Source organism: Actinoallomurus purpureus, assembly GCF_024055795.1.
GTDB classification, from domain to species: Bacteria; Actinomycetota; Actinomycetes; order Streptosporangiales; family Streptosporangiaceae; genus Actinoallomurus; species Actinoallomurus purpureus.
Genome location: NZ_JAMXMY010000028.1, coordinates 22,864 through 36,774, shown reverse-complemented (window position 1 = coordinate 36,774; position 13,911 = coordinate 22,864). Strand labels below are relative to the sequence as shown.

The 13,911-nt window shown below is 71.0% G+C and carries 13 protein-coding genes; 7 read left to right on the top strand and 6 right to left on the bottom strand.

Translation table 11 applies throughout. From position 1 onward, the window contains the following. Window positions 1-144 precede the first annotated feature (144 nt). The gene (locus NE236_RS37375; RefSeq protein WP_252847000.1) at window positions 145-1,230 is read right to left on the bottom strand and encodes a TetR/AcrR family transcriptional regulator; all 1,086 of its coding nucleotides are present in this window, start codon (window positions 1,228-1,230) and stop codon (window positions 145-147) included. Window positions 1,231-1,349: 119 nt separating this feature from the next. On the opposite strand from NE236_RS37375, the gene clpX reads away from it, so the two are divergent. Next, entirely contained in the window at window positions 1,350-2,624 is a 1,275-nt protein-coding gene (clpX, locus tag NE236_RS37370) for an ATP-dependent Clp protease ATP-binding subunit ClpX (RefSeq protein ID WP_252846999.1), read from the top strand. Between the two features lie 14 nt (window positions 2,625-2,638). Here clpX and NE236_RS37365 read toward each other — a convergent pair whose 3' ends face one another. Next, window positions 2,639-4,258, bottom strand: a complete 1,620-nt coding sequence (locus NE236_RS37365; protein WP_252846998.1) for an AMP-binding protein — start codon at window positions 4,256-4,258, stop codon at window positions 2,639-2,641. A gap of 387 nt (window positions 4,259-4,645) precedes the next feature. Between NE236_RS37365 and NE236_RS37360 the strand changes: the two genes are divergently transcribed. The 3 genes from NE236_RS37360 to NE236_RS37350 are packed head-to-tail and all read left to right on the top strand — an operon-like array spanning window position 4,646 to window position 7,116. Beyond that, window positions 4,646-5,515, top strand: a complete 870-nt coding sequence (locus NE236_RS37360) for an ABC transporter substrate-binding protein (RefSeq protein ID WP_252846997.1) — start codon at window positions 4,646-4,648, stop codon at window positions 5,513-5,515. Between the two features lie 45 nt (window positions 5,516-5,560). Next, on the top strand, window positions 5,561-6,352 hold the full coding sequence (locus NE236_RS37355) for an amino acid ABC transporter permease (protein WP_252846996.1): 792 nt from the start codon (window positions 5,561-5,563) through the stop codon (window positions 6,350-6,352). Beyond that, window positions 6,349-7,116, top strand: a complete 768-nt coding sequence (locus tag NE236_RS37350; RefSeq protein WP_308209199.1) for an amino acid ABC transporter ATP-binding protein — start codon at window positions 6,349-6,351, stop codon at window positions 7,114-7,116. The genes NE236_RS37355 and NE236_RS37350 overlap by 4 nt, the downstream gene beginning before the upstream one ends. A 146-nt stretch (window positions 7,117-7,262) precedes the next feature. Here NE236_RS37350 and NE236_RS37345 read toward each other — a convergent pair whose 3' ends face one another. The 3 genes from NE236_RS37345 to NE236_RS37335 all read right to left on the bottom strand — a co-directional run bounded on the left by NE236_RS37345 (window position 7,263) and on the right by NE236_RS37335 (window position 10,891). Further along, complete coding sequence (locus NE236_RS37345; protein ID WP_252846995.1) at window positions 7,263-8,306, bottom strand: enolase C-terminal domain-like protein; 1,044 nt, start codon at window positions 8,304-8,306, stop codon at window positions 7,263-7,265. 167 nt (window positions 8,307-8,473) lie between these two features. Beyond that, window positions 8,474-9,910 (bottom strand): GuaB1 family IMP dehydrogenase-related protein, encoded by a 1,437-nt coding sequence (locus NE236_RS37340; RefSeq protein ID WP_252846994.1) that lies wholly within the window; start codon window positions 9,908-9,910, stop codon window positions 8,474-8,476. Window positions 9,911-10,057: 147 nt separating this feature from the next. Next, a complete protein-coding gene (locus tag NE236_RS37335) occupies window positions 10,058-10,891 on the bottom strand; it encodes a polysaccharide deacetylase family protein (RefSeq protein WP_252846993.1) in 834 nt (277 codons plus the stop codon). Window positions 10,892-11,453: 562 nt separating this feature from the next. Here NE236_RS37335 and NE236_RS37330 point away from each other — a divergent pair. Both NE236_RS37330 and NE236_RS37325 read left to right on the top strand, forming a co-directional pair. Beyond that, window positions 11,454-12,344 (top strand): Lrp/AsnC family transcriptional regulator, encoded by an 891-nt coding sequence (locus NE236_RS37330; protein ID WP_252846992.1) that lies wholly within the window; start codon window positions 11,454-11,456, stop codon window positions 12,342-12,344. Window positions 12,345-12,492: 148 nt separating this feature from the next. Next, window positions 12,493-13,365, top strand: coding sequence for a LysR family transcriptional regulator (locus tag NE236_RS37325; RefSeq protein ID WP_252846991.1), 873 nt, complete (start codon window positions 12,493-12,495; stop codon window positions 13,363-13,365). Between the two features lie 26 nt (window positions 13,366-13,391). Here the strand turns inward: NE236_RS37325 and NE236_RS37320 are convergent, their stop codons facing one another. Then, window positions 13,392-13,637, bottom strand: coding sequence for a hypothetical protein (locus tag NE236_RS37320; protein ID WP_252846990.1), 246 nt, complete (start codon window positions 13,635-13,637; stop codon window positions 13,392-13,394). A gap of 82 nt (window positions 13,638-13,719) precedes the next feature. Here NE236_RS37320 and NE236_RS37315 point away from each other — a divergent pair, with 82 nt between their 5' ends. Beyond that, the gene (locus NE236_RS37315) at window positions 13,720-13,908 is read left to right on the top strand and encodes a hypothetical protein (protein WP_252846989.1); all 189 of its coding nucleotides are present in this window, start codon (window positions 13,720-13,722) and stop codon (window positions 13,906-13,908) included. The last annotated feature ends 3 nt before the right edge of the window (window positions 13,909-13,911 follow it).

Sequence of the window (13,911 nt, the reverse complement as noted above, 5' to 3'; positions counted from 1 at the left end):
TCGGCCACAAGGCCGATGGGAATCCCCCTTTCTTCAGAAGGGGGAGGAAGTCAAATCGCGCATGGCCCGATCCTGCCCGGTCATGTGCACCGACCGGTCCTCAGGCCCGGCAACCCGACGGCGTCCACGCGTCCCGGTCCGTCGTCAGGGCCGCCGAGCCGATGGTGTTCCCTCGCGTGCGGCGGCGTGGCACGCGCCTCGGCCGTCGGCGCGGGCGACGATCCGGCCGCCGTGGATGCGGACGGCCGTCTCGGTCGTGTCGCTCACGGCGGGTACACCCGCGGCCGCGGCCAGGACGCCTCCGGGGTCGTGCACGACCCGCAGGCCCGGCCAGGCCGACGCCGGGAACGCCCGGCGCAGGCAGCCGCACACGTCGGCGACGACCAGCCTGGCCAGCGGCGCGAGCTCACCGGGGTCACCGGTGACCACGACGGCGGTGACCTCGGCGCTCGGCGGGGCGGCGCGTACGGCCTCCTCCGCGGCCTCGAGCCGGTGCAGGCCAAGGATCGCGACGACCCCGTCACCGGTGAGCAGGACCGGCTCGCCGCGTAGCGCGTCCACCGCGTCGGGCGGGTCCCACGGATCGTCGGCGGGCCGCGCCGACGGGACCGGCGGCACCGGCGGCCATCCTCCGCCCAGATCGAGGTCGGCCAGGCCCTCGCAGACGGTGACCAGGTCGAAGGGTTCCAGGAGGCCGGGCGCGGCGGCGGTCATCTGGCTCGCGCCGTGCAGGATCGTGAGCGCCGCCTCCGCGACCCGTACGAGACGGGCGGGCGGGGGGCCGGCCGGTCGCAACCGCTCCAGGGCCAGCCCGAGCAGGATCGCGTCGAGCTTCATCAGCTGCGCGAACGGTTCACGGATCGTGTCATCGGCGAGGATCTCGGGCAGCACGTCTCTGCCGATCCGCCGGTCGTCCTCCACGTCGGTGGCGAGGGGCAGCCGGTCGATCCAGGCCCGGGCGAACGCCCCGAGCGACTCCCGCGAGGTCTCCGCCGTCGCCGGAGCGGCAGGCGTGGCCGGCCGCTCGGCGTCCTCGGCGAGGACCGAGAAGTACAGGGCTCGCTTCCCGGGGAAGTTGGAGTAGACCGCGCCCCGCGTCAGGCCGGCGCGCTCGGCGATGTGGTCGACCTTGGCGTCGCGGTATCCCCGCTCGGCGAACTCCCGCCGTGCGGCGGCGAGGACCTGGGCGCGGTTGCGCTCCCGGGTCTGCGCCCTGGTGAGCCGGACCATCGTCCCCCCGGTCGCCGGATTGCCCTACGTGGCGGTAGAAGATACCGTCGCCACTCAGATGATGAGATCATATGGTCACGTCATCCGACGAGCCGCGGACTCTCGAGGAGACGTTGCGAATGGCGCCCATCGATGCCGGTGCGGATCCGCTGACGTGCACGTTCTGCGGGAAGGGGCAGCAGCGGGTCCGCAGGCTCATCGCGGGCCCCGCCGGGGTCTACATCTGCGACGAATGCGTGCTGATCTGCAACGAGCTCATCGCGGACGACGAGGACGGGCCTGCCGTGCGCAGGCCACCGAAGCCTCGGGAGATCCACGAGTTCCTCGACCAGTACGTCGTCGGCCAGGACGGTGCCAAGATGACGCTCGCCGTGGCCGTCCACAACCACTACAAGCGCCTCCACGCGCGGACCGGCCGCCGGACGTCCCGAGAAGAGGCGGTCGAGGTCGGCAAGTCCAACATCCTGCTGATCGGGCCGACCGGTTCCGGGAAGACCCACCTCGCGCAGACGCTCGCGCGGATCCTCGACGTCCCCTTCGCGATCGCCGACGCCACCGCGCTCACCGAGGCCGGCTACGTCGGGGAGGACGTCGAGAACATCCTCGTCGCGCTGCTTCGGGCCGCCGACCACGATGTCCGCAGGGCCGAGACCGGGATCGTCTACATCGATGAGATCGACAAGGTCGCCCGCAAGGCCGACAACCCGTCGATCACCCGTGACGTCTCCGGCGAGGGCGTCCAGCAGGCCCTGCTGAAGATCCTCGAAGGCACCGTCGCGAGCGTTCCGCCGGAGGGCGGGCGCAAGCACCCCCACCAGGAGTTCGTCCAGATCGACACCACCGACGTGCTGTTCATCTGCGGTGGCGCGTTCGCCGGCCTGGAGCGGATCACCGAGCGGCGAACCGGCCGCCGGGGAGCCGGGTTCGGCGCGGTCTTCCCGGGCGATGCCGACCGCGACGACCTGCTCGCCCAGGTGATGCCGGAGGACCTGCGGGAGTTCGGGATGATCCCGGAGTTCGTCGGACGGCTCCCAGCGGTCTCGACCGTCGAGCCGCTCGACCGGGCCGCGCTGACGCGCATCCTCACCGAGCCGCGCAACGCCCTGATCAGGCAGTACCGGAAGCTGTTCGCGATGGACGGCGTGGAGCTGGAGTTCACCGACGACGCCGTCGGCGCGATCGCCGACCAGGCCCTGCTGCGCCGCACCGGCGCCCGTGCGCTCCGCGCGATCTGCGAGGAGGTCCTGCTGAACGTGATGTACGAGGTGCCGGGCCGGGACGACGTCGCCAAGGTCGTGGTCACCCGTGACACCGTGCTGCAGAACGTCAACCCCACACTGGTGCCGCGCGAGCGCCCGTACGGCGGAGAACAACGCCCCGAGAAATCGGCGTAGACCGGAGACACGGGTTAAAGGCGGCGGCCGTGGGCGGCGGCCTCCTCCTCCAGGGAGCGCCGGGCGTCGTCGGTCAGGGGCTCGTACCGCAGGTCCCGGCCCGGCCGCCACCAGACGTCGCCGCCGCGCCAGGCATCCCGGCGCAGTGGTCGCTTGTCGACCTTGTTGGTCGCGGTGAGCGGCATCGACGGGACGACGCGTACGAACCTCGGCGCCCACTTGGTGCCCAGGTCGGGCTGCGCCGCCAGGAACTCCGCGAACGCCTCCGGCGCGAACGGGGCGTCGAGCTCCAGGGCGGCCATCACCTGGTCGCCCGTACGCGGGTCGGGCACCGGGTAGACCGCGCACATCACGACGGGCGGCCAGCGGGACAGGATCCGCTCGACCGGCGCGGCCGCGAAGTTCTCGCCGTCCACGCGGAGCCGGTCGCCGCCCCGGCCCGCGAAGTAGAAGAACCCGTCGGCGTCGCGGTACCCGAGGTCGCCGCTCCAGTAGACGCCTCCGCGGAGCCGTTCGGCGTCGGCGGCCGGATTCCGGTAGTAGCCCTCGAATTCGACGCCCCGGGCGACGATCTCCCCGATCGCCTCGTCCGGATTGATCAGCTCGCCGTCCGGGCCGAAGCGCGCGCGGGGGCATTCCCGGCCGGTCGCCGGGTCGGCGACGGCGACGTCGGCGCCGTCGGGGGGCAGGCCCAGCGCGTCCCGTGGGCTGTCCGGGGTCCTGCGGATGGAGATCGCGCCCTCGCTGGATCCGTACGACTCGATCAACCGGCAGCCGAACCGCTCGGCGAACCGGGTCATGTCCCGGGCGGAGGCCTCGGTGCCGAACGCGACCTCCAGGGGGTTGTCGGCGTCTTCGTCGTGCCCCGGTGTGGCCAGGATGTACGCCAGCGCCCGGCCGACGTAGTTGAAGTAGGTGACGCCGAAGCGGCGTACGTCGGGCAGGAACCCGGACGCGGAGAACCTGCGGCGCATGGCGATGGCCGCTCCCGCGCCGGTCGCCATCGCGACGTTCGCCATGACGCTGTTGCCGTGGAACATCGGCATGGCGGCGTACGTGACCGAGCGGGCGGTGATGCCGAAGGCGTGGGCCTGCCGCGCGATCGCGGCGAGCCGGCCCTGACCGCAGACCACCGCCTTGGGGGCGCCGGTCGATCCGGAGGTGAAGAGCAGGAGGAGGGGATCGCGGGCGTCCGGTTCCGCCATCGGCGGCGGCCCCGCCCGCTCGATCAGGTCCGCGTAGCGGGGGGCGTCGACGCGCAGCACGCGTTCCGGCGGCACGCCGGTGTCGAGCCCGTCGAGCAGCGCGGCGTGCGCGGTGTCGGTGACGATCAACCGGCAGTCGGTGTGGCGGACGTCGTGGGCCAGCTCCGCGCCGCGTCGTGTCGGATTGATGCCGACGATCACCGAGCCGGACAGCGCCGCCCCGCCGAGCCAGAACAGGTATTCGGGGACGTTGTCCAGCAGTACGCCGATGTGGGGAGGCCGTCCGTCCGCGAGCAGGGCCCAGGCGAGCGCGGCGCGCCGGCGGCTCTGTCGTACGACGTCCGCCCACGTGTGTCGCTCGTCCTCGAAGAGCAGCCCGGTGCCGCCGTCGTCGGCCCGGTCCAGCAGTACGCGCGCGAACGTCTCCATCCAGAACTGTTTACCAAGCGATTGCTTGGATGATCAAGAGGAGCGTTGCTCGCGACCGGGAACGATCGTTCCCGGTGACGCCCCAGGTCAGCGGAGCATCGACGGGGTGGGTCGTCAATTTGACGATATCCCACTGAAATGGGCAGGATTAGGGACATGGACAGCCACCTCGTGACGCGCAGGCACATCGACCTGCTCCGTGTCACGTCGATGAGTTGTCGGCCGTGCTTCGGCCGCCCCGTCATGCCCTGACGGGGCGCTTTTACGGGTCTGAACACATCCTGAGGATCGTCGGCGTCCCGCGCCGACGACTTTCCGCCGATGACGTGTCACGACATCGCCGTCGTCGCCTATACCCACGCGCATAACCCCTAGAGGAGAACCTCCATGCGTCCGTTGCGAGCCCTCGCAACCACCGTCGCCGCCGTCGCCGCCGCCAGCGCCCTGACGGCGTGCGGGGGAGGCGGACAGAAGGCGTCCGCCGGCAACCCGTACAAGCTGATCCAGCCGGGCGTCCTGCGCACGGCAACGCTGACCGACGCGCCGCCGAACGTCTTCCTGAAGAACGGCAAGTTCACCGGCTTCGACAACGACCTGCTGACCGCCGTCGCCGCCAAGCTCGGGCTGAAGGTGCAGTTCGCGGGCACCGACTTCTCGGCTCTCCTGTCGCAGGTGGCCAACCACAAGTACGACGTCGGCAGCTCCTCCATCACCATCACCGAGGCCCGCAAGAAGACGGTGGCGTTCACCAACGGCTACGACTTCGGCTACTTCGGCCTCGACGTGCCGGCCGGCTCGTCCGTCAAGAGCTTCGACCAGCTCAAGGGCAAGCGCGTGGTCGTCGTCCAGGGAACGGTACAAGACGACTACGCCACCAAGCAGGGGCTCAACCCCGTCCGCGTGCCCGACTACAACGGCGCGCTCAACCAGCTGAAGTCCAAGACCGCCGACGCCTGGATCTCCCCGGCGGAGATCGGCGAGAAGAGCGCCAAGGACAGCGGCGGCAAGGTCGTCGTCGCCCAGAAGCAGCTGAGCTCCCAGCCGACCGCGTTCGCGGTGGCCAAGGACAACCCCAAGCTGACCGAGGCGCTCAACAAGGGGCTCGACGAGGTCATCAAGGACGGCACCTGGACCAAGCTGCAGGAGCAGTACTACCCCGGCCGCCCGGTCCCGCAGGCGTTCAAGCCCGGCAGCGGCACGGTGACCTTCCCGCCCGTCCAGGTCTCGGGGGCGCCGGCCGCGTCCCCGTCGTCCTGACCGGCTGACCGAAACGGACGCGCGCGGGCTGATGGGAGAAGGTAGATGGACCAGCTGACGACCTTGTGGGACACCTTCTTCAACTGGCAGTCGATGCGGCAGGCCCTGCCCGACATGCTCAAGACGGGCCTGCCGAACACCCTGATCCTGTCGATCATCTCGGCGCTGATCGGCACGGTCCTCGGGATGCTGCTGGCCATGGCCGGCACCTCCCGGCACCGCTGGCTCCGGTGGCCCGCGCGCGTCTACACCGACATCTTCCGCGGCCTGCCCGCCGTGGTCACCATCCTGCTGATCGGCGTCGGCCTGTCGCAGATCGGGATGAAGGTCTGGGGACCGAACCCTTACCCGCTGGGCATCCTGGCGCTGTCGCTCATCGCGACCGCCTACATCGGGGAGATCTTCCGGTCGGGCATCCAGAGCGTCGACCCCGGGCAGCTCGAGGGCTCGCGGGCGCTCGGATTCTCCTACTCGGCCGCCATGCTCCTGGTGATCATCCCGCAGGGAATCCGGCGGGTGCTGCCGGCCTGGGTCAACCAGCTGATCGCTCTGATCAAGGACTCCAGCCTGGTCTACTTCCTCGGCCTGGCGGCCGGCCAGCGCGAACTGTTCCGGATCGGCCAGGACGCCGCCGCGAACACCGGCAACGAGTCGGCGCTGCTGCTGGCCGGCATCTTCTACCTGGTACTGACGGTCCCGCTGACCCACTTCGTGAACTTCGTCGACCATCGGCTGCGGCAGGGCCGCCGCACGAGGACCGGTCCGCCGAACGCGGACGAAGTGCTCATGGTGGCCGGCGAGACGCCGCTTCCCGCGACGAGTGAGGGTACGAAGTGACCGAAGAGCAGCGGCAGAGCGAGCAGGAGGAGACCTTCTCCTCGGTCAGCCTGGCCACCCGCGACATCCACCTGGCCTTCGGCGACAACCGCGTGCTGCGCGGCGTCGACCTCGACGTCGAGAAGGGCCGGACGGCCTGCGTGATCGGTCCGTCCGGATCGGGCAAGTCGACGTTCCTGCGGACCATCAACCGGCTGATCGAGCCCGACAAAGGCGACGTCCTCCTCGACGGCGTCAGCGTGCTGGACCGCGACCCCGACCGGCTGCGGCAGCAGGTCGGCATGGTGTTCCAGCAGTTCAACCTGTTCCCGCACATGAACGTCCTGCGCAATCTCATGCTGCCGCTGCGCCGGATCCGGAAGCTGTCCGCCGACGAGGCCGAGCAGGAGGCCCGCCACCAGCTGGAGCTGGTCGGCCTGGCCGACAAGGCCGGCTCCCGGCCGGGGCACCTGTCCGGGGGGCAGCAGCAGCGCGTGGCGATCGCCCGCGCCCTCGCCATGCGGCCGCAGGTGATGCTCTTCGACGAGGCGACCTCGGCCCTCGACCCCGAGCTCGTCAAGGGCGTCCTGAGCCTGATGGCCGACCTGTCCAAGCAGGGCATGACCATGGTCGTGGTCACGCACGAGATGGGCTTCGCCCGCGAGGCCTCCGACGTCGTCGTCTTCCTCGACCAAGGCGTCGCCGTGGAATCCGGCCCCCCAGAGAAGATATTCGACGCCCCGGACAGCCCCCGCCTCCGCCAGTTCCTGAGCGACGTCCTCTAAGGGTCGCGGATAACGCGGCGAGGGTCCCGTCTTTGCCGTCGGCATTGACGTCGCCAAACGTGCAATTGGGACGGAAAGGCGTCCATCGCGGCGTCAAGGAGTCCAGAAGACGCCAACGTGGCCGCAGGCGCGGAGCGCCGCGCCTTTCAGGCGGGGATGCGGAGGGTTCGGCGGGACAGGCGGGCCACGAGGTCGTGGTCGATGTCGTGACCGAGGCCCGGCTGGGTGAGGGGAACGGCGACGACGCCGCCGTTGGCGCGGACCGGCGGTGACACGACGGCGGTCTGGGTCGGGGTCTCGCTGACGTCGCTGGGCAGGTCGCAGCCGGGAAGGCCGGCCAGGGCGACGGCGGCGGCCTGGCCGATGCCGAAGCCCGCGGCGCCCCCGCACCAGGTGTCCCAGCCGGACGCGAGGGCCCGGTCGTGTGCGCTGCGCGCGGCCGTCAGGCCGCCGAGGCGTGCGATGCGCAGGCCCAGCATCCGGCCGGCGCCCATCGCGATCGCGGTGTCGACCGTGTCGAGGTCGGCCGGGTCCAGGCACACCGGGGTGTCGATCGCCCGCTGGAGGCGGGCGTGGGCGTCCAGCTCGCCGCCGGCGAACGGCCGCTCGATGGCGATCAGACCGTACGCGTCGAGCGCCTCGAGCGCGGACAGGTGCGCGGGATCCTCGGTGTAGGCCTCTGCGGCGTCCGCCTGCAGGGCCAGCGCGGGGAACGCATGGCGCACGGCCCGTACCGGCTCGATGTCCCAGCCGGGCTGCACGGCCAGCGTCACGCGGGCGTAGCCGGCGCTGACGAGCCGGTTGACGCGGGTGAGCAGCACGTCGAGCATCGGCTCGGCGGTCAGGCGGGCGCCGGCCACGATCGAGGTGCGGGTGCCGCCGAGGGCGTGCGACAGCGGAGTACCGTGCCGGCGGCACCACAGGTCCCAGCAGGCGATGTCGATGGCGGAGGCGGCCTCGTGGCCGCCGAGACCGCCGACGCCGACGACCTCCTCCGGCAGCTCCCAGTCGAGGCCGAGCAGCGCCGGGCCGACGCGCTCCTCGATGTCGGCCCAGCAGGCGTCGGAGCCGGCGACCTCGCCCCAGCCGATGGCGTCGTCCTCGTCGCAGACCCGGACGAGGATGCTCTCCGGCCGCCGGCCGTGGGGCATCGTCAGGCGGTACGCCTCGAACCCCTCGATGCGGGGCATGTCACCGTCCTTGTCTCGACATCAACTCTATGATCCACCCATCACGGGCATGCCCGGGCGCCGGCGGTCGACGCCCATGGCAGCCGCGGCTCCGAAGAGCCGCGGATCGCTCATCGCGCCCGCGGCTCCGGAAGGCCACGGCACGCGCGTGACTCTGGAGGGCACGATCACCAGCTGGCGTGCAGCGGCTTGCCCTCCGCGTAGCCCGACGAACTCTGCACGCCCACGACGGCGTACTCGTGCAGCTCCTCCAGTGTCCGCGCGCCGGCGTACGTGCAGGCGCTGCGCAGACCGGCGATGATCGAGTCGAGCAGGTCCTCCACGCCGGGGGACTGCGGGTCGATGTACATCCGCGACGTCGAGATGCCCTCCTCGAACAGCGCCTTGCGGGCGCGCTCGAACGGGGAGTCGTCGGCGGTGCGGAGCCGGACCGCGCGGGCCGAGGCCATGCCGAAGCTCTCCTTGTAGAGTCGGCCGTCGGCGGAGCGCTGGACGTCGCCAGGGGATTCGTACGTCCCGGCGAACCACGAGCCGATCATGACGTTGGCGGCCCCGGCGGCGAGGGCGAGGGCCACGTCGCGCGGATGGCGCACGCCGCCGTCGGCCCAGACGTGCCGGCCGAGCCGGCGGGCCTCGGCGGCGCATTCGAGGACCGCGGAGAACTGCGGGCGGCCCACGCCGGTCATCATCCGCGTCGTGCACATCGCGCCCGGTCCGACGCCGACCTTGACGATGTCGGCCCCCGCGTCGACGAGGTCGCGTACGCCCTCGGCGGTCACGACGTTGCCCGCCACCAGCGGCACCCGCGGGTCCATCGCGCGTACGCGCCGCAGCGCGCCGAGCATCTTCTCCTGGTGCCCGTGCGCGGTGTCGATCACGAGCAGGTCCGCACCCGCCTCGAGCAGCGCGCCGGCCTTCTCCTCGATGTCGCCGTTGACGCCGAGGGCGACGGCGACGCGCAGCCGGCCGTCCGCGTCGACGGCGGGCTGGTAGAGGGTGGCGCGCAGCGCGCCGGTACGGGTCAGCACACCGGCCAGCCGGCCCTGCCCGTCGACGACCGGGGCGAGCCGGTGGCCACGGCCATGCAGCGTGTCGAAGGCCTTCTGCGGGTCGACGTCGTCCGGGAGCGTCAGGACGTCCCGCGACATCACCTCGCGCAGCTGGGTGAACCGGTCGACGCCCAGGCAGTCGGCCTCGGTGACCACGCCGACCGGGCGGTCGTCCTCGACGACGACGACCGCGCCGTGCGCCCGCTTGTGCAGCAGACCGAGGGCGGCGCCGACGGTGTCGGAGGGGCCGAGCTTGATGGCCGTGTCCACGATCAGGTGACGCGCCTTGACCCAGCGGACGACGTCGGCTACCACGTCGACGGGGATGTCCTGGGGGATGACCGCCATGCCGCCGCGCCGCGCGATCGTCTCGGCCATGCGCCGGCCGGAGACGGCCGTCATGTTCGCGACGACGATGGGGATCGTCGTGCCGCTGCCGTCCGAGGTCGACAGGTCGACCTCGAGGCGGGATCCGACGTCGGAGCGGCGCGGGACCATGAACACGTCGTTGTAGGTCAGGTCATGGGCCGGTTGCTCATCGTTCAGCAGGCGCACGTTCGTCTACACCGTCCGGAGTTCTGGGGTGATCGGCAGGAGAAGGCCGCCCTCTATTGTGAGGGATACCCCGAAGTGCCCGGTTCAATGGATCTGGTTCGTGGATGCCCAGTTTTGTGGAGGGTTCGGTGCAGCGGGGTGCTCGGTTCAGTGGGGTGACAGCAACTCGGACAGTTTGACCGGGCGCAGTCCCCGGGCGTGCAGGCCGCGGATGATGTCCGGGAGCGCGGCGTGGGTCTCCGGGGCGGTGGGGGCGCCGTTCAGGTGCATCACGACGATCGATCCGCCCTTCGTCTCGCGGAGCACCGTGCGGACGATCCCGCGGGGATCGTGACCGAACGCGTCACCGCTGATCACGTCCCACTGGACGGGTGTCACTCCCGCCGCCGCGACCGCGCGCACCGCGTGCGCGTCGTGACAGCCACCGGGGAAGCGGAAGTACGGCGTGTGGCCGGGCACGTGACGGTCGAGGATCGCGGCGGTGCGCCGTACGTCGGCGGTCTCCTCGTCGCGGGGGAGCGCGGGCAGGCCGTAGCAGGGGGTCGTGAACGCGCTGTGCCGGTAGGAGTGGTTCCCGAACTCCAGGAGCGGGTCGGCCGCCAGCGTCGCCGTCTCGGCGGGGTACTGCTCGATCCACATGCCCGTCGCGAAGATCGTCGCAGGGGTGTGGGTGGTGTCGAGGGTCGTGATGATCCGCCGGTCGAAGGAGGACCGGATCCGGCCCGCCTTGAGCGCCCGTTTCATGGCCGGTGTCATGTCCGCGTCGAAGGTGAGCGCCACCATCCGCGAGTCACGCGCGCCGTGAAAGACCATGCCTCCCGGCGCGATCGGGGCGTGCACCCGCCGTGGCGGCGTCGGCGTCGCCGTGGTGGAAGGAGCCGCCACGTGGGCGGCCGGTGGCCGGGCCCCGCCGCCGGCGTCGCCCGATTCGCAACCGGTGGCCAGGACGAGCAGCAGCACGGCGAGACATCCCCATCGCATCGGCCCAGTGTGGCGTGTCGGCACGGGTTCCACGGCGATGTGGACAGGAAACTTTCCTGCCGGGACCATTGACCTTCGGTGATTTCCCCATGGAACACTTGATGTCTGAGCTGTCCCACCGCACTTTGCGGATCCGGCGCCTCCCCCGGGCCGGTGGCCGGGTGCGCGGGCCCGCACCCCCTCGCTGAGAGGCATATATGCAGTTCAGGGCCATGCCTTCGCCGCTGCCACCAGCCCGTTGCCGACGCGCGTACGCCTCCGCGTTCCCGCCGACACCGGGGAAAAGGGCGGCAGCGAGTGCTCCCCGGCGGCCGACATGTGACGAGCGTCGCGTGAATACTCGACGAACTGGTACGCGGGTACTGACGCGATGATCCCGGACGTTGCCATGCCGACGGATCGCGCCACGCGCCGCTTTCGGCACCGACGTCGCGCCTCACCGACACATTCGTGGTCGTTCAGCGAAGAAACACGAACAACGCTCCGTTTTCGCGGCGAACACGCCACTAATGAAATGATCATGCAAACAACTGCAGGACCATACATCCCGAGGAGGAACCCCGTGCTCGATGCGGTCGACGCCGTGCTCGTACGCGAGCTGCAGCGGGATGGGAGGGCCACCTTCCAGGCGCTCGCCGACCGTGTAGGGCTGTCCCGCACGGCCGTGCGCACGCGCGTACAGCACCTCCTCGATTCGGGGATCGTGCGTGTGGTGGGAATCGTGCATGCGTCGGTGGTCGGGACCGGAGCGATCGGTCATCTGGCGATTGACGTCGACGGTCCGGCGCGGCAGGTCGCCGACGCCGTCGCGCGAAGGGCCGCCGCGTGGTTCGCCGCCATGGCCGCCGGAGCGCATCCCGTGGTCGCGGAGCTGCGCGTACGCGACGACGCGGCCCTCGTCGAAGAGGTCGACGCGGTGCGGTCGCTGCCCGGAGTCCGTGGCATCGAGGTGTTCCGCGTGACGACCGTGGTGAAGGACGCGCACTCGGTCGTCACCGAGTTGCCCGACGTGTCCCTGGATGAGATCGACTGGCGGCTGCTGCGGGAGCTGACCCGCGACGGCCGCACGCCGTACACGAGGCTGGCCGAGGTCGTGGGACTCTCCCAGGCGGCGACGCGGGCCCGCGCGGTGCGCCTGATGCGCTCCGGGATCATCCACGTGACCGGCATCGTCGACTCCCAGGCCCTCGGCTCCGGCGAGCTCGCCGGGCTGGGCGTGCGGGTGTCCTCCGACATCGGCGCGGCCGCGTCGCGGATCGCGGCGCTGCCCGGCGTCAACTACGTGGTGACCGGATTCGGCCGTCACGACCTTCTGTGCGGCATCGACGCCACCTCCCGCGACGTCCTCCTGAGCACCCTGGAGGCGGTCCGTGCGGTCCCCGGCGTGTGGGTCGGGGAGACCTGGCAGCACCTCGACGTCGTCAAGCGGGTCTACGGCGCGGAGCTGCCGTGACGGGCGATGGCCGACGAAAAGGAGCCCATGGCGGACGCCTTTTAGGTGATCATCTGACCGAGCGGAGAAAACATCCGCCAACCAGGATGTCCAGGCCAATTCCGGCTATGTCAACGACCAATCCGGCGCGTTGTCATACCGTCGTGGCATGAATCTGCGGCAGCTGCGCTATGTCGTCGCGACAGCCGACCACGGGACGATGACCGCGGCGGCGCAGGCTCTCTTCGTCGCGCAGCCCGCGCTGTCGCGGGCGATCCGGGACCTGGAGCGGGAGCTCGGCGTCGAGCTGTTCGCGCGCGTCGGCCGCGGCGTCGCGCTCACCGACACCGGTGAGCAGATCGTGCGGTACGCCCGCGACGCTCTGCGCGCCGTCGACGCCATCACGGCGGTCTCCTCCGTCCCTCCCGGTGGCCGCGCGGGCGGGAGGGCGGGGGAGCTGCGGGTCGCCTCGACCCTGACCCTCGAGCCGGAGCTGACCGCGCGCCTCCTGCCGGAGTTCGCCCGCGACCAGCAGGCCGTACGGGTCCGGGTGATCCGCTGCGAGGGCCGCGACGCGATCGGCGCGGTCATCAGGGACGGCCGCGCCGACCTCGCCCTGACCGACCTGCCGGTGCCCGGGGACCTCGCCGCGCACCCCATCGAGCAGCGGGAGATCGTCCTGATCTCGCCGCCCGCCCTCAACATCCGCGAGCCGGTCCCGATCGCCGCGCTCGGGGGCATGCGGTTGATAATGCCCGCGCGCGGCGGTCCCCGGCGGGCCGAGCTCGACGCGCTACTGGGCCGCCTCGGCGTCGAGCCGGTCGCCGCGGTCGAGTCCGACGATCGCGGCTCCTGGCTCCCCTCGGTACGCGCCGGCCGCGGCTCCCTGCTCTGGTACCGCAACCAGGTCGAGGCCGTCGACGGCGTCGCGGTCCGGTCGTTCATGCCGCCCATCACCGCGACCATCGGTCTGGTGCACGCCCGCCGCGCCCTCACTCCCCTCGCCCGCGACTTCCTGGCCTTCGCCAAGTCCCGCGGCTGACGCGGCCCGCGTGACCGCGTTCACCATCAGGTTTGCTGAACGAGGGGGAAACGTTCGGCGAACGCCGCCGCCGGGGCGCTGGAATCGAACGAATCCGGCGCGGCATGGTCGTTGATCGAGTATTCCATCGGTTGTGTACCGACAGCACCGGCGTTCGGATGGGGGTAGCGGCTTTTTTTCGCGGAATGCGCGGTGCGCACGGGTGTTTTTGGGTGCCGATGGTCACCGTGACGGAGGTCGATGACGACCGCATATCGGCGTTCCGAAATCAAGGATTGAGGCGAAGATCATCGTGCGCTATACAGAGCAAGATCATACGAGGCGCCACACGGCGCCGACGTGGAGGGAGTCACGTTGACCGAACTGCTTGATCTGGAGCCCCGCGAAGCGGGAACCGACGTGATGGAGCCGGCCGTCGGCTTCACCGGGCGGACGCACGGCGACAGCACCTGGCCCGGTGACAGCACCTGGTCGATGGCGGGTGACAGCACCTGGCCCGGTGACAGCACCTGGCCCGCCGCCGAGGCCGTGTCGAACTCCTAGAGA